The sequence below is a fragment of the Exiguobacterium sp. s125 genome (assembly GCF_018618605.1).
Classification (GTDB): Bacteria; Bacillota; Bacilli; order Exiguobacteriales; family Exiguobacteriaceae; genus Exiguobacterium_A; species Exiguobacterium_A oxidotolerans.
In genome coordinates, this window is record NZ_JACSMI010000003.1 from 100491 (window position 1) to 124555 (window position 24065).

Consider the following 24065-nt stretch of genomic DNA (forward strand, 5'->3'; position numbering starts at 1 on the left):
CTTTTAGTTTATTCCCGCTTTTCATTTTCAAAACACATTTTAGTTTAATATTTTTCACTATATGAAATATAATTTCAAATTATTCATTAAAAAAGACTAGCTTTTTAAAAGGTTATCGCTTACAATTTTAAATGCAAACGGTTGCATTAATCGCTTACATATTTGCACAATAAAGAGAAAATAGTCTGTCTGAGGAGTGAGAAAACATGCGTAAAACAATTTCATTCGACTTTTGGCAAAAGCTCGGAAAAGCTTTAATGGTTGTCATTGCAGTTATGCCAGCTGCCGGAATCATGATTTCAATCGGAAAATTAATCGGGATGTACGGTGGCGATATCACCATTGTGCAAACGATTGCAAGAATTGTTGAAGATCTCGGTTGGGCCATCATTACGAATCTCCACGTCCTCTTCGCCGTCGCGATCGGTGGTTCATGGGCTAAAGAACGTGCCGGTGGTGCCTTTGCCGCATTACTCGCGTTCATTTTAGTCAACCGCGTAACGGGTGCAATCTTCGGTGTCAATTCAACGATGCTCGCTGATCCGAAAGCAACGGTTAGTTCGTTACTCGGATCTGACTTGATCGTAAAAGATTATTTCACTTCTGTACTCGGTGCACCCGCTCTTAATATGGGCGTTTTCGTCGGAATCATTTCTGGTTTCCTCGGTGCCGTTCTCTTTAATAAATTCTATAACTTCAGCAAATTACCAGATGCACTCGCCTTTTTCAACGGCAAACGGTTCGTCCCATTCGTCGTCATCGGTGGTTCCGTCGTCGCAGCATTTGTTTTATCGCTCGTCTGGCCGTTCGTCCAAGGCCTCCTAAACGATTTCGGTCGTTGGATTGCAACGTCACGTGATACAGCCCCAATCATCGCCCCATTCGTTTACGGAACGCTCGAACGTCTCCTACTGCCATTCGGTCTTCACCATATGTTGACTGTGCCGATGAATTATACGGAACTCGGCGGAACGTATAAAATTCTGACGGGTGCTGCACAAGGCTCGACAGTAGCCGGGCAAGATCCACTTTGGCTCGCCTGGGTGACCGATCTCGTCAACTTAAAGCAAGCCGGTAACACACAAGGCTATAACGACTTACTCAACAGCGTCGTGCCTGCCCGCTTCAAAGAAGGACAGGTCGTCACGTCACTTGCTTCTTTGATTGGTGTCGCAGTCGCGATGTATATGTCGGTCGACGAAGATAAAAAGAAAGCATACAAACCCGTCTTCCTGTCTGCCGGTCTCGCTGTGTTCTTGACAGGTGTCACGGAGCCAATCGAATTCATGTTCATGTTCATCGCACCTGTCCTGTACGTCGTCTACGCTGTCTTGACGGGTGTCGCGTTCGCACTTGCTGACGTCATGCACCTTCGGATCCATGCATTCGGGGCAATTGAACTCTTGACCCGGATTCCATTGATCGCGAAAGCTGGTCTGATCGGTGATTTGTTACGTTTCATCGGAGTCTGCGTGTTCTTCTTCTTCCTCAACTTCTTTACGTTCCGCTTTGTCATCAAGAAGTTTAACTACGCGACACCAGGTCGTAACGGAAACTACCTCGATGACATCGTCGTCAAAGAGGACGGGACAAGTGAAGTCGCTGCAACTGTCGTCGCTGACGGTTCGCAAGCAGCACGCATCATCGAACTGCTCGGTGGTCAACAAAACATCGAAGACGTCGATGCCTGCATGACACGTTTACGCGTCACGGTCAAAGATCCAAGCCTCGTCGCAAAAGAACAAGACTGGAAAGCGAATGGCGCACTTGGTCTTATCCTAAAAAATAACGGCGTGCAAGCCATCTATGGTCCGAAAGCGGATGTCTTGAAGTCTGATATCCAAGATCGGATCGGCGCATAAACCAGACGAATTAGGGTAAATAAAAAAAGGTGGAGCTCATCCGTGAGTTTCACCTTTCTTTATTCAGAATCAACACTCAGGAGGAACGACAGATGCGCCTACTCACACTCAATTGCCATTCCTGGCAAGAAGAACACCAGCTTGAAAAAATCAATCAAATCGTCGCTCAAATCATCCAACAGGATTATGATGTCGTCGCCTTACAAGAAGTAAGCCAATTAATGGATACACCAATCGTTTATGGTGCAATCCGTGAAGATAATTTCGTCTACATGATTCAACAAGCACTTAAAGAACGTGGGCATGACTATGAATTCGTTTGGGACTTCTCGCACATCGGATACGATGCGTACGAAGAGGGACTCGCCCTCTTGACGAAACATCCGATTTTGAAATCCGATTCGTACTATGTCAGCCGAAGCCAAGATACGATGGACTGGAAGTCACGCAAAATCGTCCGCGCGACGATTGATGTCGATGGAACACAAATTACGTTCAACTCTTGTCATCTCGGTTGGTGGGAAGATGCCGACGAACCGTTCAGCGAGCAGTTCAATCATTTGATTGCTCGGATGGATCCACTCGAATGGACCCTCTTCTTAGGTGACTTCAACAATGATGCCTTCGAACGGGAGACCGGTTACGATTATATGGTTGAACGGGGTCTCCATGACCTGTTCCTTCTAGCGGAAGAGACGGTTGGTGTCGAAACCGTCGAAGGTAAGATTGACGGTTGGGAAGAGAACCAGCATGGCTTACGGATTGATTTAGTGCTCTCGAATCGCAAAATTGATGGCGCGCGTGTCGGTGTGACGTTTGACGGAGTACTGGCGCCAATCGTTTCCGATCACTTTGGTGTCGAAGTCGATATCGCGATTCAAAAAGATCCAATTTGACTGTTGACAACGCTTTCTTTTTTGCTTTATGATAAAGCCAACAAGCAAATAGTGCGGATTGTGACAGTACGGCTGGCAAGACCGATGCAACACCTAGAACGTTTAGGTGTTGTTCGGTCTTGCCTTTTTTTGTGGGCTGACCAGTCGCACACCTTTCCTAAAAGGAGGAATTCAAATGGATTACAAAAAAACAGCTGCGCAGGTCCTTACCCTTGTCGGTGGTCGTGAAAATATCATCACAGCAGCGCATTGTGCGACACGTCTCCGTCTCGTCCTTCATGACGAATCGAAGGTCGATCAAGCGGCACTCGAAGATCTTGACGGCGTCAGTGGTGCTTTCTCGAGTTCAGGTCAATATCAAATCATTTTTGGGACCGGGACCGTCAACAAAGTATTCGCGGAGTTCGCTCCCCTCGCTGGTGTCAACGTCAATGGTGAAGAATCAGTCGACGTGAAGAAAGCAGCTTCCCAAAAATTAAATCCGTTCGCGCGCCTTGCCCGGTCGCTTTCAAATGTCTTCGTACCATTGATTCCGGCAATCGTCGCCGCCGGTCTGTTGATGGGCTTACTCGGAATGATTAAAGCCTTCGGTTGGGTCGACGGGGCTTCACCGATCGTCCAACTGCTTGACATGTTCTCGTCTTCCGCTTTCATCATCTTACCGATTTTGATCGGTTTCTCTGCCGCGCGTGAGTTCGGTGCCAATCCATATCTCGGTGCGGTCATTGGTGGAATCATGACGCACCCTTCTCTGCTCAACCCTTGGACACTCGGAAACAGTGAACCGGAAGTGATGCACTTCCTTGGGATGAACATCGAACTGATTGGTTATCAGGGGACGGTCTTCCCTGTCCTCTTAACGGTTTGGGTCATGGCGAAAATTGAGCAGCAAGTCCGTAAACGGACACCGGAAACACTTGATTTGTTAGTCACACCGTTCGTGACGATTCTCGTCACAGGATTCCTTGCCCTCATCGTCATCGGACCACTTGGTACATTGCTCGGTAAAGGGATTTCATTCGTACTCGTCTTCTTCTATGAACAATTCTCGGTCGTCGCCGGTCTCTTGTTCGGTGGTCTCTACTCAACGATTGTCATCACAGGAATGCACCATAGTTTCCATGCGATTGAAGCGGGACTGCTTGCTGATAAGAGCATCGGGAAAAACTTCCTGTTACCTATCTGGTCGATGGCGAACGTCGCGCAAGGTGGAGCCGGTCTTGCTGTCTACTTCATGACGAAAAACGTTAAATTAAAAACGCTCGCTTTACCCTCTGCCTTCTCAGCATTTCTTGGTATTACGGAACCGATTATCTACGGGGTGAATCTTCGACTCGGTAAACCGTTCATCGGTGGTGCGATTGGTGGCGCAATCGGCGGTGGCTACGTCGTCTTGACGCAAGTCGCTGCAAACGCTTATGGTTTGACGGGCATACCGATGATTGCAATCGTCGCTCCACTTGGTGCTTCGAACTTAATCAACTACCTTGTCGGTTTTGCGATTGCTGTCGCGACAGCGTTCATCGCGACTGTCATCCTCATGCGTCTTGATGCACGAAAACAAAAACAAACCGATTTAGCCGCTTAAGTAAAAAAGACATGCGACCCTCACGAGTATACTCGTCGGGTCGCATTTGTCGGTTTTGTTCTGAGCACTGTTACCCGTATAATAAAGGGAGAAGGGAGGAGTCAGGCTGATTATTCATAAAGTACTCAACAACAATGCCATCGTCACAAAAGAACAAGGACAAGAACGCATCATCATGGGACCGGGGATCGCTTTCGGTAAAAAGAAAAAAGATCCCGTCGATCCCTCGAAAATCGAAAAGATGTTCATTCCCTCGTTCGAAAATGCTGAACTGTTTAAAGAAATCTTAACGACGACCCCATTAGAAATCATTGATTTGTCCGAACAAATCATTTCTTATGCGGAAGGCGAACTTCAGACACCTTTTCATGATTATATCCATGTCAGTCTGACGGATCACCTCGCCCATGCCGTTCGCTTAGCACGTGAAAATCTTGTCGTCCACAATCGGCTCGCGGAAGAAATTCGCTTGTTATATACAGCCGAGTACAAAATCGGAGCATGGGCGGTTGCGCAAATCGAACAGACACTTGCTGTTGTATTACCAAAGGAGGAAGCCGCGAACATCGCACTTCACCTCTTTAACGCCCGCCAACAGCATCCGAATATGGCGACGGCACTACAAACTGCTACTCTGTTGAACGAATTACGTGAACAAATCGAGAGTTTCTTTGGTCAAACGATCGAAACGACTTCCATGACGTATTACCGATTCTTCACACATATGAAACTTGTCCTCGCCCGGATTGAGCAGGGACAGACACTCCACGATATGGATGATGTCATTTTATCTGCTGTCAAAACACGTTACGCGGATGCGTTTCGTTGTGCAGAAAGTATGGCCGCTTGGCTCGAACAGGAATTAAAAACGACCGTCCCCGACTCTGAAGTTGGCTATATGGCACTTCATGTCGAACGGATTCGACCGGATTCAGAAAGGAGCGAACTATGATGAAAATTTTTAGTCTTGGAGAAGCATTAATCGATTTGATTCCACTCGATGACAGCAATACGACGTTCCAAAAAAATCCCGGCGGTGCTCCCGCCAATGTCGCCGTCGGACTTGCCCGCCTTGGCGCCGACAGTTATTTTCTCGGTGCTGTCGGGGATGACTCGATGGGGCATTTCTTGAAAGATACACTCCACCACTATGGGGTCAAGACGGATCACATCGTTCTTGACGCAACGAATAAAACGGGGCTTGTCCTCGTCACAAATGCTAAAAACGGCGAACGGTCCTTTGAATTCATCAACACGTATCGTGCCGATATGAGCTTTCATGAACAAGATGTTCCGGACGCACTGGCGGAAGCCGATTTACTTCACATCGGTTCGATTTCCTTAATCTCCGGTGATGCCGTCGCAGCAACACGTCGTGCCATCGCGCTCGCAAAAGAGCATCAGGTCCCGATTTCTTACGACCCGAACCTCCGCGAATCGTTATGGTCGAATCTCGATGTCGCCCGGATGACGATTCAGTCCGTCCTGCCTGACGCGCAAATCGTTAAGTTAGCAGAAGAGGAATTGACCTTCTTGACCGGCCAAACGAACCTGGATGAAGGGGCAGCCGAACTGCTTGCTGAATATCCGATTCAGTTGCTCGCCGTCACACGGGGCAGCGAGGGATCCTTACTCTATACGAATCGTGCGATGGCAGAGATCAACGCGATTTCGGTGGATGCCGTCGATACGACCGGAGCAGGTGACGCCTTTATGTCTGGTTTGCTACACCAGTGTGCGACGCGGTCCTTTGCATTCGATTGGGATGAAGATGAACTGCAGGACATCGGGCGGTTTGCCGCGATTTCCGGCGGGCTTGCCGCGTCCGTCAAAGGGGCGATGGCTGCTTTACCGACACTCGACGAGGTATCACGTCGTCTCGACTAAAACGTAAAAAACCTTTCCGTCTAGCTTCGTAAAATGGCTAGACGGAAAGGCTTTTTTAATTCGATGAAAGGAATGACTCAATTGCTTCAATCGCCTCATCCTGTTGTACTTTTGGTATTAATGGACTCGTGTTGTCGCCCTTTTGTGCGCCGTACATCCCGAAATTCGCGTGATTGCCCTCTTCGATGAAATGGAATGTCGCGTCCGATCGAAGATTTTTTTTACTTGCTTCGATGTCCGCTACAGGTAAGACGCCATCCCGTCCGCCATAGACCGTCAAGGACGGTGTATCGATGGTATCAATCGGATAGGACGCGAGAAAGATGATTCCTTTAATCTTCGAATTATCCTCAAGTACCGTCGAAGCGGCACTTCCACCTAACGAATGTCCCATCACATACCATCGTTTGATTTTCGGATGTGCATCGATAATCGGTAAGGCCGCGTTTGCGTCGAGTAATGCGATATTAAATGGTAATTTCGGGATGACGACGAAATGTCCGTTCTTCGCTAACTGACTCCCGATATAACTGTAGGCACCCGGATCGACCTTCGCCCCTTGATAAAACACAAATCCGACTTCACTCTCCGGATCACCAAACTGATAATCCTGTCCGATCTGTTGTTCAACATATGTGTTTGCTTCTTTTGACGGATCATAATCAAATTGCGCCCAGACCATGAAGGCTCCGATGACAAGCCCGATGAGTATGATGAAACCGATGCTGATTCGCTTGAGCCACTTTTTCATATTCATTCCTCCCTCTTAACTCCTACCCCATCTCATGTGAAAAATCACATATGAAAATTATTTTCTAAATTTTCAGTCAATGTAAGCGTATCTATCGCTTTTTCAATAATTGGTTTAAGATGAAAAAAGTATCGTTTCTTTTGAAAGGGGAATCATTTGTTTTGCCACGTACCGTAGTCTCCACGATTCAGTGGTTTTTGTTTATTATCTGTACTAACATCGCCCCGCCACTCGCCATTGCCGCATCGTTTGAACTATCGAGCGCGGACACATTGGCTTTCCTATCTCGTTGTCTGTTCGTTTTTGCGATTTTAAGCTTATTCCAAGTGTTCCTCGGTCATCGTCTACCGATCATGGAAGGACCGGCCGGGATTTGGTGGGGTGTCTTCGCCCTCTACTCCTCAATCGGCATTACATTGTACGGGAGTTACTCGAACACACTCCAATCACTTGGTTTTCTCCTCATCTTAAGTGGCATCATCTGTATCATTTTGACAGTAACGGGTATTTTACGACGACTCGTTCCCTTGTTCACGCCACAAGTCATCGGCGTTTATATGCTCCTGTTGTCTGCCCAACTGTCGGGCTCCGTCATGAAAGGGCTACTCAACCTGGAAAACGGTAAGATTCAAGTGTTACCTGCCGTCATTTCCGTATTGACCGTCATCATCTCACTTTATCTCGAACGTAGCGATCGTTTGCGTCAGTATGCCTTACTCATCACGCTGCTCGTCGGTTGGAGCATGTTTGCCTTGATCGGACGCGCCGAGATGCCGAGCTTCGATGGTCCATTCTTTACTCTTCCTGATTTATTCCCGTTCGGCGGAATTCATCTGGACTGGACCCTTCTCCCGACAGCCTTAATCATTTCTTTACTGTTGATGACGAACGTGCTCGCGAACATCAAAGTCATCGAGCGCATCATCAGTGCGAAACGTGGCGAACACGTCAAAGGACAAGTCGGAACAGCCGGTGTCACGGCCGGTGTCGGACAGATTTTTGCCGGGATGTTCGGTACGGTCGGTCCCGTCGCGATTTCCGGAACAGCCGGATTCATCGCTTCGACGGATAACACGGATCGTAAATCGTTTGCGATTGCGAACGTCATTTGCTTATTTTTAAGTATCGTCACGCCATTCGTCGGTTTGATTGCAAAAATTCCTGTTGCCGTCGGTTATGCGATGGTTGCCCCGATTGTTGCCGGGATGGCTATCATCGGCGTCACGGAAGCAGCACGCGACTTAAATCGGCAAACGGCAATGATTACGGTCGGGTTACCGGTCCTCGTCGGAATCGGTGCCTTGCTCTTACCAAAAGGTGCGACAGCCGATCTCCCTCCACTCGTCACGACACTGATGTCGAACGGACTGGTGCTCGGGACGCTTGTTGCCCTGTTCGCAGAATCATTACGCCATATTCGGACAAATGACTAACAAAAAGACAGGTAACTCGGAAAAAGAATCCGAGTTCCTGCCTTTTTTTGTGGATTCGAGCTTAGCGAATACCACGCATATATTTTTGGAGCCTTGGTGCAAAAGCAAACAAGAGAAGTCCGAGTGCAATCGCGACGACACCTGTAATTCCGAAGTACGCGACTTCTGTTTCTTTCCCGTAATATTTAACGATCTGTGCATTGACGGCTTGTCCCGTTGCATTCGTTAAGAACCAAAGACTCATTGTCTGTGCCGAGAAAGCCGCTGGTGCCAGTTTCGTCGTTGCCGATAAACCGACTGGTGATAGTAACAACTCACCAATCACGACGAGGAAGAAACTGAGTGCGAGCCAGAGCGGACTAACGATTGTGTCTGTACCAAACAATAGTCCAGGCAACATCATGACGATGAACGAAAGTCCTGCGAAAATCAGACCGAACGAGAATTTTTGCATCGTCGTCGGCTGACGATCACCGAGTCGGACCCAAAAGCTTGCAAAGACTGGTGCAAGCACGATGATGAACAATGGATTCAATGACTGGAAGAACGCAGGCTGAATCTCAAAGCCTAAGAAAGATAAGTCTGTCCGTTCATCTGCAAAGATTGATAAGACATATGACCCTTGCTCTTGAATCGCCCAGAAAACAGCTGCTGCGATAAAGAGTGGGATGTAGGCGAATAAACGCGAACGCTCATCATCTGTAATTTTCGGACTGCGTAACATGAATGTGAAATACGCAATCGGAATCAAGATTCCGAGGAACGTCACCATCAACGTAAAGCGGTCGATCGTTAGTAAACCTGTCAATGCGGCAATCGTTCCGAGAACTGCTAGCGCAATGACGACAACTGTCGCAATTTTAAAGAAACGTTTCCGTTCCTCGCCTTCTAGCGGATTCAAGACGTATGTTCCGGCTTGACCTAAATTCTTTTTCTTCGTCAATATGAACACAACAAGACCGGCGAACATCCCGACCGCAGCGAGTGCGAAACCAGCATGGTATCCTGCCGTATCTGAAACTTTACCGACGACGAGTGGTGCTAAAAATGCACCGGCATTGATTCCCATATAGAAGATACTGAATCCAGCATCACGGCGGTTATCCGTTTTGCTGTACAAATCTCCGACGATGTTCGATACGTTCGGTTTTAAGAATCCCGTCCCGATGACGATTAAGCCCATCGAGATGAATAATGCCGTGATTCCGGCTGGTAGAGCTAACACGATATGTCCAAGCATGATGAGAATACCACCATAAAAGACGGTCCGTGATGTCCCTAACAGACGGTCGGAGACCCATCCTCCGATGATTCCCGACATATAGACAAGTGAACCATATACGGCCATGATGGAAGCGGCAGTCGTTTTATCAATTCCGAGTCCACCGTTCGCAACAGAGTCGTACATGTAGAATATAAGGATGGCGCGCATCCCGTAGTAGGAGAATCGTTCCCAGAACTCTGTGAAGAAGAGTGTGAACAATCCTTTCGGGTTTCCGAAGAACCCTTTTTGCGGAACAGTCTTGTAGACCTGATCGCGATCAAAATCTGCCATAATGAAGGCTCCTTTCGTCTACCATTGTATTCGTGCATAATCTAAAACCTTTTTTCCCGCTTTCCCCAAATGATAAGCGTCTCGTAATCGATTAAAAGATTTACACGTTTTTAACTGAATTGTCTCACTTCTTTTTATATAGGAGACAGCACCTTATCATTCAACCGTAAATCATTTGACTAGTCAAATATTAATTTTAAGCAAAAAAAAAGAGCGTAACGGAATCCGTTCGCTCATTTTTGCATGTCTTTTGATTCAACGATGGTAATACCCGGGGGCGCATGGAGTGTTTGCTCCATCATCGCTTTCGCTACTTTACTCGCTTCGATTGGGGCATAAGGACTCCGTTTTAATAACGGGCGAAGAACCGTTGAGACACGAGCCGCCGCCTGTTCGCCAAACCGGAACTCTTCTCGCTCCCCTAACAAGAGCGATGGACGGAAAATCAATAAAGCTTCGTAGCCAAGAACCCGTAGTCCGTTCTCTGTGTCTCCTTTGACACGATTGTAGAACGTTTTTGCATTCGGATGTGCGCCGAGCGCTGAAATGAGCGCGAAGCGTGTCGCCCCTAAATCGAGCAATTCACGTCCGACTTCAATCGGATACGTGTAGTCGACCTGACGAAATGCTGCTTGTGACCCCGCTTGTTTAATCGTCGTTCCGAGCGCGCAGTAGACGTGATCCACCGTCGGCAATTCGATTTCCGTCACGCGATCAAAGTCAATCACCCATTCTTCCAGCTTTTGATGAAACCGGTTCATGGGTCGACGAACGAGCACATGAACTTCCTCATACGCATCATTCGCTAATAATTGATCGACTAACTCTTGTCCAACTAAACCGCTTGCTCCTAAAATGGCTGCTTTCATCTTGTCTCCTCCTCTCAATCTTGCAATCGCCCAATCGGTAAAAAGTAAGAACGATTTCCGGTGATTCGTTCGCCTGCTCGGACAGCAATCGCACTTGCCCGACCACCGAGGACGAACACGCCAAACATATAGGCCACTTCCACTCCATTACTAAGTACATGCGTCGGCAATGCTTGATACTGTTGATAAACCGATGCTTGGTCACTAAAGGAACACTGTTCATTCGATAACAGGATACGACCATCTGCTTGATAGATCGTTACCGTATCACCTTCTCTGCCAAAAACCGGTTTCTCGACAAAGGCGTGTCGCTGTTCAAGAAATACATCTGGTTCAAGATACGTTGGTAAAAAATAACGTTCTATGATTTGATGATCACGTCCTGTTAAATAAGCGTGGTCTGCTTCATGCAGTGCCCAAATCACTGCAAGAACGGACTTTGCTTGCATCAGAAACGCCGATGGTGGATTGATGATCTCGAGCAATCCTTGTTCGACGAGTTGTAACAATAAGACACCGAGTTCACGTCCCGTGTCATCGCGATCGAGAAGCGCCATTTCAATCGGAAAGGTCTGACGGTATAAAATATCAATCCGTCGTCCGTCCTGGTCGTACAATCCATCTTCCGGTCGAATTTCAAGGGCGTTAAGCGGGCAATACGCTGCCCCGTCCACGAACCCTTGCAAGTATTCTGTCGTCAGACGATCCTCGATATTGTCCCCATGTGACGTAAAGACGACATGCGGGCGTTGCTGCGTTCGATGTGTCGCTGCTGCGACGGCGCGACGGATGCTTGTCGCTAATTTCGCCGCTTCATCCGGGTTCACTGCCATCATGTGGCGTTTTTGCGCAATCCGGTCATTGACGTCAAACGATTCTTTAATGAACGTCGGCGTATCGGCATTCCACTCCATGACGGAAATCCGATCATCCGTCACGATGAAGTCGAGCCGACTGATGATTGATAAGGGGCGCATCGTCTCTAGACGGAGAAAGGGAAGTGCTTGTTTTGGATACCCGAGCTCGAGTAACGCATCGTCTTCCATCGTTCGTAGAATCGGTGCGACTTTCTCAAAAATCAGATACACGTCTCGGGCAGCTACCCGCAAGCGCTCCAGCGTCCGCGACGAAACCGTTAAAACATCAGTCAACGCATAGATTTCACCATCCAACTCATCCCAAAACGACTCAATGTCACCATATAAATCCTCTCGTTCACTCATCCGCCAAAGAAACCAGACGACGATCCCGTCCCGAATCCTTTTGTCTTCGCATTATAACTTTTGACTGCGTTCGACTTCGGCGTATAGCCTTTCGTCCGCATCGCACTATGCATCAGGGCACGGGATGCAAAATAACTGCCTCCCCAGTAATAAAAACCAGAATGGGTCGATGTTGCATCATCACAATACCAGACGCCTTCTTCATTATCATATTCATAATCGTCACAATCCGGATCATCCGGACGTTCGGCTTGCGCATCGTCTGCACCGCAACCACTGAGTGTCGTTCCAATCAAAAGCGTCGCCGCAAGTGATGCTTGTTTCATCCATCTCACGATTCATACCCCTTTCTTAACAATTTGTTATTCTAAGTATACGCTTTTTCTCTTAAAAAAGTTTCCTTGTCGTACCGGAACTTTTTTCTGATCGTCCGAGTAGAACATATCATGCCGTTACAAGGAGGAATCACGATGTCACTTGCTTATTATGTCGAAGATCAAGATGAATATAAGTCGATTTATCAATACAGTCGTTTCGCAATCGAACCGGATGAAATCATCGCTCATCAATTATGTGAATTTCATATCATCGAAGGCCAACTGTATGAATTACGCTCCAACGAAATGGAGGGCGAGTACGATCAGCTGATCGTCGATCACGTCGAAGCCTCTCCGCTCGATGCAGAGGACCGGATTTATCCGCCTCATCAAATTCACATCGAGTTTCGCCGGTACATGCCAAGCAGTACATCACCACTTATCAAAACGATGACCGTCCCGAACCACGTCCAAGCGATGCGCTATTTAATTAAGGATAAGGTGACCGTGCCAGAGCATGGAACCTTTGAACGTGACAGCTGCGAAATCGACATCGACCGGAATTGTTATGTCATTTATCTCGGTCAGGTTGTCCGTTAAAAGGATGAATTAAGTAGAGTTCGTTTTCAAAAAGCGTTTTTTTTGGCATACTATAAGATAAGAACGAATTAATCGAGGTGAACACACATGAGCGAACAACCAAAAAAATTATCACTTCAAGAAGCGATGATTGAACAATTGAAAGCAAAAAAACAATCACAAACAAAACGTCCGACTGGTCTTCGTGGAACGGAAACGAAACAAATGACGAGCCAGAAGACGAAAAAGACGAACAACCAGAAAAAACGTACAGGTGTCTAATCACAGCGTTGAATTCATGAAATAAGGGAGTAGTTATGAGTATTTTAACGGTATCAAACTTAAGCCATGGCTTTGGTGATCGTGCGATTTTCGAAGATGTCTCGTTCCGCCTGTTAAAGGGTGAACACATCGGCCTCGTCGGAGCAAACGGTGAAGGGAAATCAACCTTCATGAACATCATCACTTCTCAGCTCGAACCGGATGAAGGGAAAGTCGAATGGGCGAAACACGTTCGTGTCGGTTATCTCGATCAGCACGCCATCCTTGCGAAAGGTTTATCGATTCGTGATGCGCTAAAAGGGGCATTCCAATACTTGTTCGATATCGAACAAGAAATCAATGACCTGTATGCGAAGATGGGTGAAGTCGAGCCCGAAGAACTCGAAAAGATGCTTGAGGAAGTCGGTGTCTTACAAGACATTTTAACGAATAATGATTTTTATACGATCGACGCAAAAGTCGAAGAAATCGCCCGCGGACTTGGTCTCGATGAAATCGGCTTAGACCGTGATGTCCATGAATTAAGTGGCGGTCAGCGTACAAAAATCTTACTTGCGAAGCTCTTACTTGAAAAACCAGATATCTTGTTACTGGATGAGCCGACCAACTATCTTGATGTGCAACACATCGAATGGCTGAAACGGTATCTCAACGATTACGAGAATGCATTCATTTTGATTTCGCATGATATTCCATTCTTAAACAGCGTCATCAACTTGATTTACCATATGGAAAATCAAGGCTTGAGCCGTTATGTTGGTGACTATGATAATTTCTTGACGGTCCATGAAGCGAAAAAGAAACAGCTGGAGTCTGCCTTTAAGCGCCAACAGCAAGAAATTTCTGAACTTAAAGATTTCGTCGCCCGTAACAAGGCGCGTGTCTCGACACGAAACATGGCGATGTCCCGTCAGAAAAAACTCGACAAGATGGATGTCATCGAGCTTGCACAAGAACGTCCGCAACCGGAATTCCATTTCCAGACGGCTCGGACACCAAGCAAGCTGATGTTCGAAGCAAAAGGTCTTGTCATCGGCTACGACGAACCCCTCTCGCGTCCGCTCGATTTAACAATCGAACGGGGGCAGAAAATCGCATTGCATGGTGCGAACGGAATCGGGAAGTCGACGTTACTGAAAAGTTTACTCGGTGAAATCCCCGCTGTTTCAGGGATGGTCGATCGCGGTGAAAACTTGCACATCGGCTATTTCGAACAAGAAATCAAAGAGAAGAATTCGAACACGTGTATCGAAGAAATTTGGGGGACGTTCCCATCCTTGACGCAACAACAAGTCCGGGCGATGCTCGCGAAATGTGGTTTGATGACAAAACACATCGAATCTAAAATCGAAGTACTCAGCGGTGGAGAGAAGGCGAAAGTCCGTCTTTGTAAGCTGATGAACACGGAATCAAACATTCTGGTTCTCGATGAGCCGACGAACCACTTGGACGTCGAAGCGAAAGAGGAATTGAAACGGGCCTTGCAAGAATATAAAGGAACGGTCCTCTTGATTTCACACGAACCTGAATTTTATGAAGCAGTCGCAACTGACTTATGGAACTGTGAATCATGGACGACAAAAGTCTTTTGATTGATTCCCTCTTATTCTTTTAAGAACGATGATTTGAGCCGCCCTGTTGATTGGGGCGGCTCTTTTTGTTTTTTATCGAAAAAGAGAATGGCAGTAATGCGGATTTTGTCAGCTCCTTTGGGTGAACGGTAGTGATTCAAAGCTTCTTCCTTTCCGTTGCTTTTCTCAAGCGCATGACTTGTCAGCTCCTTTGGACGAATGGTAGTGATTCAAAGCTTCTTCCTTTCCGTTGCTTTCCTCGGGCGAGGCGCAAGCCGTTGCTTCTTGTCCCGTAAGGACAAGAAGCAGGGTCTCGCCTGCCTCTGACAGCGCGTTAAAACGCGCCTTATCCCGTAGGAGTCAACGGAAAAGCGAAGCTTTTTTAAGATTTCCCTAAGAAGGACGACATGTAACGCGAATATCTTGAAGCGCATTCCGGCTTGGATCGCTTCCGTAGCGAAAAGCGGGCGTCCGCGACCCTGCAACGCAGTGAAGCGGCGTGGACGCTCGCCGCTCGGAGACGAGACAAGGTGGAAACGCGCGGCACACTACGCACCTCTTTATATCAGTATGCTGCAATTCGAAACGGAAGATCTCTGACCTGGAGTCAACAAAAAAAGAAAGCTTTTTTTAGTTCTCCCTAAGAAGCACGACATGTAACGCGAATATCTTGAAGCGCATTCCGGCTTGGATCGCTTCCGTAGCGAAAAGCGGGCGTCCGCGACCCTGCAACGCAGTGAAGCGGCGTGAACGCCCGCCGCTCGGAGACGAGACAAGGCGGAGACGCGCGGCAGACTACAAGCTAGTCGATTTCAAGCACACCCCTATCCCGGCTCTCAAACGGCGGGGCGCAAAACGTTCTTTTCTTACTTTATTTTTTGTTCATAGACTTAACGATTGCTTTGCTTCCTAACTTGTATCACACTATGAAACATACGAAACTTTTTAAAGGAGCGAATGAGATGGAAACAATCACGAACAAAGCTAGTCTTTCTTTAATTGCCATACCGAGCGGAGGGAACGAAGCGCTATTTTGTCGTCTATATTCTCCGGCAAGTACAGGTCCCGCTCCGTTAATCGTCCTCTTCCACGGGTTTCCCGGGAAACAATTGAACATGGACTGGGCGGTCCGTCTCCAAGAAATCGGCTACCATGTCCTCGTGACCTCTTACCGCGGCAGCATCGGCAGCCCGGGTGCGTTCCGTTTTCGTCATGTCCTGGAAGATGCGACAGCGATCATGGAGCACGTCGCTTCTCCGACCTTTATAGAACAGCATGATGTGCTCGGCGACCAAATTACGATTGTCGGTCACAGCATGGGTGGATTTGCTGGTCTACACGCGTTTGCTGCTGTTCCGCACATCAAACACTACATCGGAATTTCTCCGTTCAACTTCGGTCTAATCGGTCAACTGATCCTCGACTACCCGGAACACGAGGACGCCTTACGCGGTGTTCTCAGCCGCGGTGCGTCTTTCCTTACAGCGACTGACGGTGACACGTTACTCGAGGAGTTAAAAGCTAACCATGCGAGTTGGAACCTTCTTGCGCTCAAGGAAGAACTAAAGAACCGCTCGGCATTGCTCGTCACATCTGAACGGGATGAAACATCTGTCAAAGCGCTCCACCACGACCTCCTTCAAAACGCCGGTTATTTCGAAGAACTGGTCGTCGACAGTGATCACAACTACATCGAAAATCGGGAAGACGCTTTTGTCGCGTGGACGAAGTGGCTCGAGCAACAATGAATAAAACCGGAATCCTCTTAAGACGTCGAGGATTCCGGTTTTATTTGAACTTTTGTTTTAGGACGCAGACGCATCCGGTAAAGAATCAGTACGATGAATGTCAGTGTCGAAGTCGCGTACCAGATTGTCGTAAACAACGTTCCCGTATCTGTCCCGATGAAGAGACCATGGAGCGTCATCAACCCCCAAGCCGGTAAGACAAGCCAGTGCGTTAATTTCCATAAGGTTTTTCCGAGCGTCTCTTTTAGGAAGTCCGACGTGATCAGGACAAAACCGAAGAGATAAAGACTGATTGTCCCAAAGGCATTCCACAGTGGTTCGTAAGAAGCGTTGCCCGGTATCAAAATCTCGAGGATGGATAGCGGTGCATACGTATCCACGATAATCAACGTCGCGTGGAGGACAATCGCGAGCAGTCCGGCCCATCCGCCATAGAGATGGATGTTATGAAGTCGTGCTTTTTGTTTTCGGAGATTCGGAAATGAGCCTAGTAATCCAGCTAATACGGATAATGTCATCAAAAAGTGACCCGCTAGCCCACTGAGACGAATCATCGTCCAGGTCGAAAACATCCATTTCAACCAGTCCATAGTGCACACTCCCCTTTCTTCTCGGATATGATTTCACCTGACGCGTCGAGTAACAATAATCGTCCATTCGGAAACCATTTGAATAACTTCTCTTGCCGTTCCTGTTCTGTCATCTGAAAAGCAAGTTTCGTCATTACTTCTGCTTCATACAGCTGTGGAGCAGAAGCCGTCACTTGAATGAGCGGTGTCTCAATCGGTCGCCCCGTTTTACCGTCAAGTAAGTGATGATTTATCCGTTCGCCGACATGCCAGGAGCGATAAATTCGATTCGAGGTTGCGATCGCCCCTTGTCGAAGGCTGATTTCCGCGATTTCTTCGTCTGTATGCGGATGTGTAATGCCAATCTTCCATGGTGTTTCGTCCGACCAGACGACGACATCACCGCCAGCTTCAATCAATCCGCGTCGTCGTTCTTTCCGAAGCCGTTGCGCCACCATCATTGCTGCTGCGCCTTTCCCGATTCCACCTAAGTCAATTGCTCCTCCACCGACACGTGTCACTTCAAGTCCTTCGAGAATGAAGGGTGTAATCTCTGGGGGACCAACCCGCTCCGACTCAGTCGCATAGTGAAACGGAAAGGAATCCCGGTATCCGTTCGCCTGTTGTTGTTCAAGAAGAAACGGAGAAAAATAGTGCTCCGTCTGTTCAAAATAACGAATCGAACGCTTTAGTAACCGAGCGAGTGGTAACGAAATCGATAAGGTTTCACCGATTCGAAGGCGATTCAACCGATTCACTTCACTCGCTTCAGCAAACCGTGACCACTCTCGATCAACGTAGCTGAAAAATCGTTCAATCTCCTGCCATTCTTCTTCAGGAATCTGATTTTCCGTCACGAATCGAATCGTATTATGCATCGAATAGAGTTGTCGTTCCATCACTTGACCTCCTATTTCGAGTGACTCGAGCGTCCGTCGCTATTTCCGCTCGGCTGGCTGAATCCGGAAGAATCCTCTCCTGACCATCCCTCATCATCATCATAATATCCGCCATCATCGTCTGACTCCTCGTCACCATAAGAATCCCCTTGCGTCGGTTGACTCGGGAAATTCGTTTCATTCGAATACGTATCCCCTGTACTGACCGGTGTCGTCGATTGTCCATCTGAGCTGACACTTAATTGACCAATCGCTAGACCGATAAACACCGTACTACTTAAACCGACCATCCATTTTGCAAACGGCTTTGGTTTCATCTTCCTTCATCCTCTCTCGTTTGTTGTTATCTTTACTGTAGCGCTAAAAACTGATAACTAGCTGACGGCAACTATGGGATAATAAGAAAAAATGAACGCGGGGGGAAAATTCATGCGTGTATTGATTGCAGAAGACGATCAGCGGCTCGCAAAAATGCTTCGACTCCATCTCGAACGTGCCGGCTACCAAGTCGATGTCGCACACGATGGTGTCGATGCACTCAATCAATGCCAGACATTTCGTTACGATTTGCTTGTTCTCGATTGGATGATGCCTCATAAAAGTGGGGTTGAGGTCGCAGCTGAACTTAGAAAAAATCGTTTTGAAGGTGGTATTTTAATGTTGACGGCACGTGATACAGAAATCGACCTCGTCCATGGTCTCGATAGTGGTGCCGACGACTATCTCGTCAAACCGTTTCAATCGAATGAATTGCTTGCCCGTCTCCGCGCATTAAGTCGTCGACAAAAAAAGGCCTTCGTCGATACGGTATCTTTTCAAGGACTTGAACTCGATGTTTCATCGCAAATGATTTCCTATAATCATCATCCACTTGAATTGACACGTCGTGAATTTGAATTTCTATCACTCTTATTACGTCGACCGGAACAAGTGATGGGTCGCGAACTGATTATCGAAGTCGTCTGGGGAATTGGTGCCGACATTACGGACAACGCTCTCGATGCCTTGGTCCGTCTCGTCCGTAAAAAATTAGAGGCGGTTGGCGCTCCACCACTCATCAAGACCGTCCGCGGTTTCGGGTATCGTCTTGGTGACCACCATGCTTGAAGTGATCCGAAAACGGCTGACCCTTTTATTCAGTGGGACCTTCTTACTGTTATTAATCCTCATACTCGTTGGCGTCTATTTTACGACGGCACGGTTACTCGACCAGACAGAGCTCAATCAATTAAAAAACATCTCGAACCGTGACGTCTTCGAACGAATCGAACATGGTGAAGATCGCTTGACACCTAATCCGATTTATTTTCAAGTGCTGGACGAAACGGGTGAAGAACAGTATTCGAGTCTTCCGGATGATTTAACGGAAGAGACCGTTCAGCGTTTCGTATCCTCTGCTCAAGAAACTGAAAAAGTGACTGTCGAGGATCACCATTTTTTATTGTACAAACGCGACACGAACGAAGGCTCCATCGTTCTTTTAAAAGAAACGTCCGCTACACGCGATACACTCCAACGTTTAATCGCTGTCTTATCTGGAATCGCCGTCTTATCGACGTTGATTTTGATGGGACTCAGTTATGTTCTCGCCGGTCGAGCCGTCCAGCCCGTCCAACAAGCTTTCGACCGGCAACGTCGCTTCACGTCGGACGCCTCCCATGAACTGCGCACACCGCTGACGATTTTATATAGCGGAATCGAATTGCTTGAAGCTGAACCGCTCAGTCGTGAGGGACAGACGATTCTCGACGATTTGAAAGCCGAGACGACTTCGATGCAATTACTCGTCGCGGACTTGCTGTTGCTTGCCCGCGGGGGTCAATCCATGACCCTGCAATCCGTTGATTTCAGTACGCTCGTCTCAAAGACCGCTGAACGGTTCGCCCATACATTATCCAACCGGACACTGCGAATCGAGATTGAACCGAACCTCTTAATTAAAGGGGACGCTAACCAATTGACGCGCTTATTAATGGTCTTTCTAGAAAATGCTTCCGTCTACAGTGACGGACCAATCAAGGTCCGCTTGTCAAAAGCCCCTGGCGAAGTTCAGCTGACAATCGCTGATGAGGGAATCGGTATCCCGAAAAGTGATCAGGCAAAAATCTTCGAACGCTTCTATCGCGGGGACCACGCTCGCCACGGAACAGGGACCGGTCTCGGCCTCGCAATCGCTAGCTCGATTGCTGATGCCCATAACGCGAGCATCGAGGTCGACTCCAGTCCAAATGAAGGAACACGGTTTACGATTCATTTCCCTCATTAAATAAAGCCGTCAGCTAACTATCAGGTAGCAGGGGTAAAGTAATGAATAGTCATACACTCATTACTTAAGGAGGATTTATCATGCTATTCGGTGTTCCGCTCCACCCCTTACTCGTCCATGCTCCAATCGGTCTGTTACTGTTCGCTACACTACTATTATTCTTTAGTTTAAAATGGGTTCAATTGAAATTGTTTGCTCTGATTACCCTATTCACCGGTCTCCTCGCAGGGGTCGCTGCGTATCTATCCGGAGATGAGACAAAAGACTATGCCCGTTCGACGTTCAATGCGACACGGGCTGCGATTGAAGATCATGAACACTTTGCGCTTTACAGTCTGATTGCTTTCGGTATTTCCTTTGTATTGTTGATTTTCAATTATCGATCAAATAAAAAAATGCTTCTTATCTTCAGTCTAATCGTCGCTGTGATTGGTAGTGGATTACTTGCTTATGCCGGTCATCTCGGCGGACAGATGGTCTATAAATAACACAGACCAGTAAAGCGTCTCTTCAACGATAAAAAATCCCATTTCCGATGAATGGAAACGGGATTTTTCTGTAGATTGATTTGCTTACTTCCGGTGTGTCCGTCCTGGGCGACGATTATTCGACCGGCGTGTATTGCCACGGCCTTCCGTTGTCGGCTTTTTCGTGCCTTTACTCTGGTCATGCTGTGCCCGAATCATTTCATCTGACAATTCGACGACGATTGGTGTAACTTCGACCCCAAGTTCGCGTTCCATGTCACGGAAACTCCGACCGTCTTTCGGTGTGACGATCGAAATCGCGACGCCGTCGTTCCCGGCACGTCCCGTCCGCCCAATCCGGTGGACATAGCTTTCTGCATCGTCCGGCAAGTCATAGTTGAAGACGTGTGTGACACCTGTGACATCCAGTCCGCGTGACGCAACATCGGTCGCAATCAAGAATGGTGTTTTCCCTTGATAGAACTTCGACATCGCCTTTTCACGTTTTCCTTGCGTCAATCCACCGTGTAACTCGTCCGTCGGATACCCTTGCATTTGCAATTCTTCGTTTAATTTCGTTACGCGACGTTGCGTCCGACAGAAAATGATTGCGGCATACGGGCGCATTTCGTCGAGCATCGTCCGAAGTGTCGCTTGCTTACGACGATCCGTCGTTTCGACGACGAATTGTTCAATCGCATCGACCGTTACTTTTTCAGCTTCGACTTGAATTTCAATCGGGTCACGAAGGTACGTTTTCGCGAGTTGCTCGACTTTTGGTGGCATCGTCGCAGATAACATGACGAATTGACGATCGACCGGTGCTGCTGCGATGATATCTTCGATTTCCGGTAAGAAACCAATTTGAAGCATCTGATCGGCTTCATCTAAGACGAGTGTCTTCAGCGCGCTCAAATCGAGTGTTCCCCGTCCGACATGGTCTAAAATTCGTCCAGGTGTCCCGATGATGATTTGCGGCATCCGTCCGAGACGTTGGATTTGTTTAAAGACATCTTGTCCGCCGTATACAGCAAGTGCCCGAATGTCTTCCATATTCCGAATCAACTTATGTGTTTCGTCGGCAATCTGACGCGCAAGTTCACGTGTCGGTGCGACAATCAATGCTTGAACCGTTTTACTCTCTAAATCGATTTGCTCGAGAATCGGTAACAAGAAGGCAAGTGTCTTCCCTGTACCTGTTTGTGCTTTTCCTATTAAATCACGTCCCGCAAGCAAATGCGGAATAGCTTGTTCTTGAATCGGTGTCGGTTGTTTGATGCCTTGCTTTTGTAGTTTTTTTATCCACAATTCTTGAATGTTTAATGTTTCGAATGTTGACATAGTATCCTCCTAAAAATTATCCACAGAAAAAAGCTGTGGATAACCTGCTTCGCATAGACAAAAACAGTTATCCACAGCCGTGCTTTTACTAGTATACACAATTTACGCGTTTGTTGCTTCCTGTTTTAGCTTTCGATCGAGTACAAACGTACCAAACGGAATGAAGGATGCGATAAAGGCGATACCTGCTTTGACAAACGACCAGCGGTATTTAAATTTAACGACGACAAGCCATAACGCATACATGACAAACAACACACCGTGCATGGCTCCAACGACCGAGACCGCCTCAGGAATTCCTGCCATATATTTTAACGGCATCGCAATCAGCAACAATACTAAAAATGAAATTCCCTCTACAATCGCAATTAACCGAAATTGACCTAACGTAGTTCTTAACATCCCGTCACTCCTTTTCGTGATTCTTTCTTTTAGTATACGGGACGTCGACGTCTCTGTGACCCGTGTCACAGGATTGTCAGATTTCGAGTGGACGAAGACGTGCTTCAATCTGCTCACGTTGTGGTTCTAAAAATGGTGGTAGTGCGAGTGTCTCGCCTAACTCCTCAATCGATTCATCTGTCGCAAATCCCGGTGTATCCGTCGAAAGCTCGAATAAAATATGATTCGGTTCCCGGAAGTACAAGGCTTGAAAGTAATGGCAATCAACTTTTCCGGAGTTCGGAAGACGGTAGTGGTTTAAACGCTCGACCCATAGATCATATTCCGCACTGTTCGGTACGCGGAACGCGACATGGTGGACACCGCCGCGACCAAGACGTTCTCGATCGAGATCCGGTCGCGCTTCGAGGTGGACTTCGGCTCCGATTCCTCCTTGACCCGTTGCATACACTTCAATATCCGCAAACTCACCCGCAAGCGACGGATAACTGCCGATTTTTTTAAAACCGAGGACTTCCGTCAAAACGAGCGCTGTTGGTCCCGGGTCGTTAACGGTCAATGTCACGGCACCTAAGCCGACGATTGCATGTTCTGCTGGAATCTCGTCGTGTTTCCAAGGTACGCCACCCGGGACGCCTTGTTCCCCATCTTCTGCGACGAGAATCAAACGTGTCCCTTCTTGGTCACGAAAGGCAAGCGTTTGTCGCCCTGCCCGTTCGATGATTGAATCATGATCAATCTCTTTTTGCTCAAATCGCTGTGCCCAAAACTTGAGTGCTGCCGTTGTCTTAACGCGAAGTGATGTTGAAGAAATACTCGATGCACCAGGTACACCTGTTCCGAGATGCGGAATGTCGAAGAACGTCAGATCAGTCCCCGGATTTCCTTCCGCGTCCCCATAAAATAAATGATACGACGTCGTGTCGTCTTGGTTCACTGTTTTCTTAATTAAGCGCATTCCAAGGACTTGCGTGTAAAATTGATAGTTCCGTTCCGCCATCCCGGTCAAAATTGAAACATGATGAATACCGAGTAATTCCATCTTTGCCACTCCCTTTTGAATTTGATTATATGCAAAGCATAGCGCACAGATATCTTAAATTCAAGATATTAAGACAATAAAAAAACCGCTCTTCCGAAGAAGAGCGATTGAATAGTTGAAATTAAAGTTTTACGACGTTAGCAGCTTGTGCTCCACGTGCGCCTTCAGTGATTTCGAATTCAACTTCTTGACCTTCGTCAAGTGATTTGAAACCTTCACCAGTGATTGCTGAGAAATGTACGAATACGTCTTCTCCGCCTTCAACTTCGATGAAACCGAAACCTTTTTCTGCGTTAAACCATTTTACTTTACCTGTGTTCATGGGAACAACCTCCAAAAATAAATTACTTAATACATATGACGATGCATATGAAAGAAATTCATTATTGTCCCGAAATACATGGAGCGACGAAAAGATTGTTCGTGACGCAATGTGAATCAGTAGTGACAATAACAATATTAAGCTAACGTCAGTATAGTATGGATGCGCTTTAAAAGTCAAGTTGTCTGACCAATAT

The 24065-nt window shown here is 47.4% G+C and carries 25 protein-coding genes; 13 read left to right on the forward strand and 12 right to left on the reverse strand.

The window, feature by feature from the left end; genetic code table 11:
- Window positions 1-206 precede the first annotated feature (206 nt).
- The 5 genes from KNQ05_RS10205 (at window position 207) to KNQ05_RS10225 (ending at window position 6233) form a co-directional block, all read left to right on the forward strand.
- A complete protein-coding gene (locus KNQ05_RS10205) occupies window positions 207-1862 on the forward strand; it encodes a PTS transporter subunit IIBC (RefSeq protein ID WP_088838183.1) in 1656 nt (551 codons plus the stop codon).
- A gap of 92 nt (window positions 1863-1954) precedes the next feature.
- Window positions 1955-2758 carry an endonuclease/exonuclease/phosphatase family protein gene (locus tag KNQ05_RS10210; RefSeq protein ID WP_214805291.1) on the forward strand — a complete coding sequence of 268 codons (804 nt, stop codon included), beginning with the start codon at window positions 1955-1957 and terminating at the stop codon, window positions 2756-2758.
- Between the two features lie 175 nt (window positions 2759-2933).
- Complete coding sequence (locus KNQ05_RS10215) at window positions 2934-4346, forward strand: sucrose-specific PTS transporter subunit IIBC (RefSeq protein ID WP_088838185.1); 1413 nt, start codon at window positions 2934-2936, stop codon at window positions 4344-4346.
- 112 nt (window positions 4347-4458) lie between these two features.
- Window positions 4459-5298, forward strand: coding sequence for a PRD domain-containing protein (locus tag KNQ05_RS10220; protein WP_353048342.1), 840 nt, complete (start codon window positions 4459-4461; stop codon window positions 5296-5298).
- Window positions 5298-6233, forward strand: coding sequence for a carbohydrate kinase family protein (locus tag KNQ05_RS10225; RefSeq protein WP_088838187.1), 936 nt, complete (start codon window positions 5298-5300; stop codon window positions 6231-6233). The genes KNQ05_RS10220 and KNQ05_RS10225 overlap by 1 nt, the downstream gene beginning before the upstream one ends.
- Before the next feature lie 55 nt (window positions 6234-6288).
- Here KNQ05_RS10225 and KNQ05_RS10230 read toward each other — a convergent pair whose 3' ends face one another.
- Window positions 6289-6984 (reverse strand): alpha/beta hydrolase, encoded by a 696-nt coding sequence (locus KNQ05_RS10230; protein WP_214805293.1) that lies wholly within the window; start codon window positions 6982-6984, stop codon window positions 6289-6291.
- Window positions 6985-7145: 161 nt separating this feature from the next.
- Between KNQ05_RS10230 and KNQ05_RS10235 the strand changes: the two genes are divergently transcribed.
- Window positions 7146-8417, forward strand: coding sequence for a purine/pyrimidine permease (locus KNQ05_RS10235; protein WP_029332042.1), 1272 nt, complete (start codon window positions 7146-7148; stop codon window positions 8415-8417).
- 61 nt (window positions 8418-8478) lie between these two features.
- Here the strand turns inward: KNQ05_RS10235 and KNQ05_RS10240 are convergent, their stop codons facing one another.
- The 4 genes from KNQ05_RS10240 to KNQ05_RS10255 form a co-directional block, all read right to left on the reverse strand.
- Window positions 8479-9972, reverse strand: coding sequence for a peptide MFS transporter (locus KNQ05_RS10240; RefSeq protein WP_088838189.1), 1494 nt, complete (start codon window positions 9970-9972; stop codon window positions 8479-8481).
- A gap of 233 nt (window positions 9973-10205) precedes the next feature.
- On the reverse strand, window positions 10206-10841 hold the full coding sequence (locus KNQ05_RS10245) for an NAD-dependent epimerase/dehydratase family protein (RefSeq protein ID WP_214805295.1): 636 nt from the start codon (window positions 10839-10841) through the stop codon (window positions 10206-10208).
- A 14-nt stretch (window positions 10842-10855) separates the two neighbouring features.
- Complete coding sequence (locus tag KNQ05_RS10250; RefSeq protein WP_214805297.1) at window positions 10856-12064, reverse strand: glutathionylspermidine synthase family protein; 1209 nt, start codon at window positions 12062-12064, stop codon at window positions 10856-10858.
- Complete coding sequence (locus KNQ05_RS10255; RefSeq protein WP_029332046.1) at window positions 12061-12390, reverse strand: hypothetical protein; 330 nt, start codon at window positions 12388-12390, stop codon at window positions 12061-12063. Before KNQ05_RS10255 ends, KNQ05_RS10250 begins: the two co-directional genes overlap by 4 nt.
- Window positions 12391-12534: 144 nt before the next feature.
- Between KNQ05_RS10255 and KNQ05_RS10260 the strand changes: the two genes are divergently transcribed.
- From KNQ05_RS10260 to KNQ05_RS10275, 4 genes are all read left to right on the forward strand, one after another.
- Window positions 12535-12981 (forward strand): hypothetical protein, encoded by a 447-nt coding sequence (locus KNQ05_RS10260; RefSeq protein WP_214766360.1) that lies wholly within the window; start codon window positions 12535-12537, stop codon window positions 12979-12981.
- Between the two features lie 87 nt (window positions 12982-13068).
- Window positions 13069-13242 (forward strand): hypothetical protein, encoded by a 174-nt coding sequence (locus KNQ05_RS10265; protein WP_012371785.1) that lies wholly within the window; start codon window positions 13069-13071, stop codon window positions 13240-13242.
- A gap of 35 nt (window positions 13243-13277) precedes the next feature.
- Window positions 13278-14834 carry an ABC-F family ATP-binding cassette domain-containing protein gene (locus KNQ05_RS10270; protein WP_214766358.1) on the forward strand — a complete coding sequence of 519 codons (1557 nt, stop codon included), beginning with the start codon at window positions 13278-13280 and terminating at the stop codon, window positions 14832-14834.
- Between the two features lie 941 nt (window positions 14835-15775).
- Window positions 15776-16561: an alpha/beta hydrolase family protein gene (locus tag KNQ05_RS10275; protein ID WP_214805299.1), complete on the forward strand. Its 786-nt coding sequence runs from the start codon at window positions 15776-15778 to the stop codon at window positions 16559-16561.
- 17 nt (window positions 16562-16578) lie between these two features.
- Here the strand turns inward: KNQ05_RS10275 and KNQ05_RS10280 are convergent, their stop codons facing one another.
- The 3 genes from KNQ05_RS10280 to KNQ05_RS10290 are packed head-to-tail and all read right to left on the reverse strand — an operon-like array spanning window position 16579 to window position 18346.
- Entirely contained in the window at window positions 16579-17151 is a 573-nt protein-coding gene (locus KNQ05_RS10280; RefSeq protein WP_214766354.1) for a ferric reductase-like transmembrane domain-containing protein, read from the reverse strand.
- Window positions 17139-18029: an FAD:protein FMN transferase gene (locus KNQ05_RS10285; protein ID WP_214766352.1), complete on the reverse strand. Its 891-nt coding sequence runs from the start codon at window positions 18027-18029 to the stop codon at window positions 17139-17141. Before KNQ05_RS10285 ends, KNQ05_RS10280 begins: the two co-directional genes overlap by 13 nt.
- An 11-nt stretch (window positions 18030-18040) precedes the next feature.
- On the reverse strand, window positions 18041-18346 hold the full coding sequence (locus KNQ05_RS10290) for a hypothetical protein (RefSeq protein WP_214770178.1): 306 nt from the start codon (window positions 18344-18346) through the stop codon (window positions 18041-18043).
- 112 nt (window positions 18347-18458) lie between these two features.
- Here KNQ05_RS10290 and KNQ05_RS10295 point away from each other — a divergent pair, with 112 nt between their 5' ends.
- The 3 genes from KNQ05_RS10295 to KNQ05_RS10305 all read left to right on the forward strand — a co-directional run bounded on the left by KNQ05_RS10295 (window position 18459) and on the right by KNQ05_RS10305 (window position 20783).
- Window positions 18459-19136 (forward strand): response regulator transcription factor, encoded by a 678-nt coding sequence (locus tag KNQ05_RS10295; RefSeq protein ID WP_214766348.1) that lies wholly within the window; start codon window positions 18459-18461, stop codon window positions 19134-19136.
- Window positions 19129-20295 carry a sensor histidine kinase gene (locus tag KNQ05_RS10300; RefSeq protein WP_214766346.1) on the forward strand — a complete coding sequence of 389 codons (1167 nt, stop codon included), beginning with the start codon at window positions 19129-19131 and terminating at the stop codon, window positions 20293-20295. Before KNQ05_RS10295 ends, KNQ05_RS10300 begins: the two co-directional genes overlap by 8 nt.
- Window positions 20296-20375: 80 nt before the next feature.
- Window positions 20376-20783 (forward strand): DUF2231 domain-containing protein, encoded by a 408-nt coding sequence (locus tag KNQ05_RS10305; protein ID WP_088838199.1) that lies wholly within the window; start codon window positions 20376-20378, stop codon window positions 20781-20783.
- 84 nt (window positions 20784-20867) lie between these two features.
- Here KNQ05_RS10305 and KNQ05_RS10310 read toward each other — a convergent pair whose 3' ends face one another.
- The 4 genes from KNQ05_RS10310 to KNQ05_RS10325 form a co-directional block, all read right to left on the reverse strand.
- On the reverse strand, window positions 20868-22103 hold the full coding sequence (locus tag KNQ05_RS10310) for a DEAD/DEAH box helicase (RefSeq protein ID WP_088838200.1): 1236 nt from the start codon (window positions 22101-22103) through the stop codon (window positions 20868-20870).
- Between the two features lie 102 nt (window positions 22104-22205).
- On the reverse strand, window positions 22206-22505 hold the full coding sequence (locus tag KNQ05_RS10315) for a DUF3817 domain-containing protein (RefSeq protein ID WP_088838201.1): 300 nt from the start codon (window positions 22503-22505) through the stop codon (window positions 22206-22208).
- Window positions 22506-22581: 76 nt separating this feature from the next.
- Entirely contained in the window at window positions 22582-23547 is a 966-nt protein-coding gene (locus KNQ05_RS10320; RefSeq protein ID WP_214805301.1) for a ring-cleaving dioxygenase, read from the reverse strand.
- 121 nt (window positions 23548-23668) lie between these two features.
- Entirely contained in the window at window positions 23669-23869 is a 201-nt protein-coding gene (locus KNQ05_RS10325) for a cold-shock protein (protein ID WP_012371797.1), read from the reverse strand.
- Between the last annotated feature and the right edge of the window lie 196 nt (window positions 23870-24065).

What these genes read in the sequence shown, in the direction of transcription:
- KNQ05_RS10260 (WP_214766360.1), top strand. Translation starts at nt 12,535, where the DNA reads ATGTCACTTGCTTATTATGTCGAAGATCAAGATGAATATAAGTCGATT.
- KNQ05_RS10295 (WP_214766348.1), top strand. Translation starts at nt 18,459, where the DNA reads ATGCGTGTATTGATTGCAGAAGACGATCAGCGGCTCGCAAAAATGCTT.
- KNQ05_RS10275 (WP_214805299.1), top strand. Translation starts at nt 15,776, where the DNA reads ATGGAAACAATCACGAACAAAGCTAGTCTTTCTTTAATTGCCATACCG.
- KNQ05_RS10300 (WP_214766346.1), top strand. Translation starts at nt 19,129, where the DNA reads ATGCTTGAAGTGATCCGAAAACGGCTGACCCTTTTATTCAGTGGGACC.
- KNQ05_RS10320 (WP_214805301.1), bottom strand. Translation starts at nt 23,547, where the DNA reads ATGGAATTACTCGGTATTCATCATGTTTCAATTTTGACCGGGATGGCG.
- KNQ05_RS10310 (WP_088838200.1), bottom strand. Translation starts at nt 22,103, where the DNA reads ATGTCAACATTCGAAACATTAAACATTCAAGAATTGTGGATAAAAAAA.
- KNQ05_RS10265 (WP_012371785.1), top strand. Translation starts at nt 13,069, where the DNA reads ATGAGCGAACAACCAAAAAAATTATCACTTCAAGAAGCGATGATTGAA.
- KNQ05_RS10325 (WP_012371797.1), bottom strand. Translation starts at nt 23,869, where the DNA reads ATGAACACAGGTAAAGTAAAATGGTTTAACGCAGAAAAAGGTTTCGGT.
- KNQ05_RS10215 (WP_088838185.1), top strand. Translation starts at nt 2,934, where the DNA reads ATGGATTACAAAAAAACAGCTGCGCAGGTCCTTACCCTTGTCGGTGGT.
- KNQ05_RS10230 (WP_214805293.1), bottom strand. Translation starts at nt 6,984, where the DNA reads ATGAAAAAGTGGCTCAAGCGAATCAGCATCGGTTTCATCATACTCATC.
- KNQ05_RS10250 (WP_214805297.1), bottom strand. Translation starts at nt 12,064, where the DNA reads ATGAGTGAACGAGAGGATTTATATGGTGACATTGAGTCGTTTTGGGAT.
- KNQ05_RS10240 (WP_088838189.1), bottom strand. Translation starts at nt 9,972, where the DNA reads ATGGCAGATTTTGATCGCGATCAGGTCTACAAGACTGTTCCGCAAAAA.
- KNQ05_RS10270 (WP_214766358.1), top strand. Translation starts at nt 13,278, where the DNA reads ATGAGTATTTTAACGGTATCAAACTTAAGCCATGGCTTTGGTGATCGT.
- KNQ05_RS10305 (WP_088838199.1), top strand. Translation starts at nt 20,376, where the DNA reads ATGCTATTCGGTGTTCCGCTCCACCCCTTACTCGTCCATGCTCCAATC.
- KNQ05_RS10205 (WP_088838183.1), top strand. Translation starts at nt 207, where the DNA reads ATGCGTAAAACAATTTCATTCGACTTTTGGCAAAAGCTCGGAAAAGCT.
- KNQ05_RS10290 (WP_214770178.1), bottom strand. Translation starts at nt 18,346, where the DNA reads ATGAAACCAAAGCCGTTTGCAAAATGGATGGTCGGTTTAAGTAGTACG.
- KNQ05_RS10225 (WP_088838187.1), top strand. Translation starts at nt 5,298, where the DNA reads ATGAAAATTTTTAGTCTTGGAGAAGCATTAATCGATTTGATTCCACTC.
- KNQ05_RS10315 (WP_088838201.1), bottom strand. Translation starts at nt 22,505, where the DNA reads ATGTTAAGAACTACGTTAGGTCAATTTCGGTTAATTGCGATTGTAGAG.
- KNQ05_RS10280 (WP_214766354.1), bottom strand. Translation starts at nt 17,151, where the DNA reads ATGGACTGGTTGAAATGGATGTTTTCGACCTGGACGATGATTCGTCTC.
- KNQ05_RS10255 (WP_029332046.1), bottom strand. Translation starts at nt 12,390, where the DNA reads ATGAAACAAGCATCACTTGCGGCGACGCTTTTGATTGGAACGACACTC.
- KNQ05_RS10210 (WP_214805291.1), top strand. Translation starts at nt 1,955, where the DNA reads ATGCGCCTACTCACACTCAATTGCCATTCCTGGCAAGAAGAACACCAG.
- KNQ05_RS10245 (WP_214805295.1), bottom strand. Translation starts at nt 10,841, where the DNA reads ATGAAAGCAGCCATTTTAGGAGCAAGCGGTTTAGTTGGACAAGAGTTA.
- KNQ05_RS10285 (WP_214766352.1), bottom strand. Translation starts at nt 18,029, where the DNA reads ATGGAACGACAACTCTATTCGATGCATAATACGATTCGATTCGTGACG.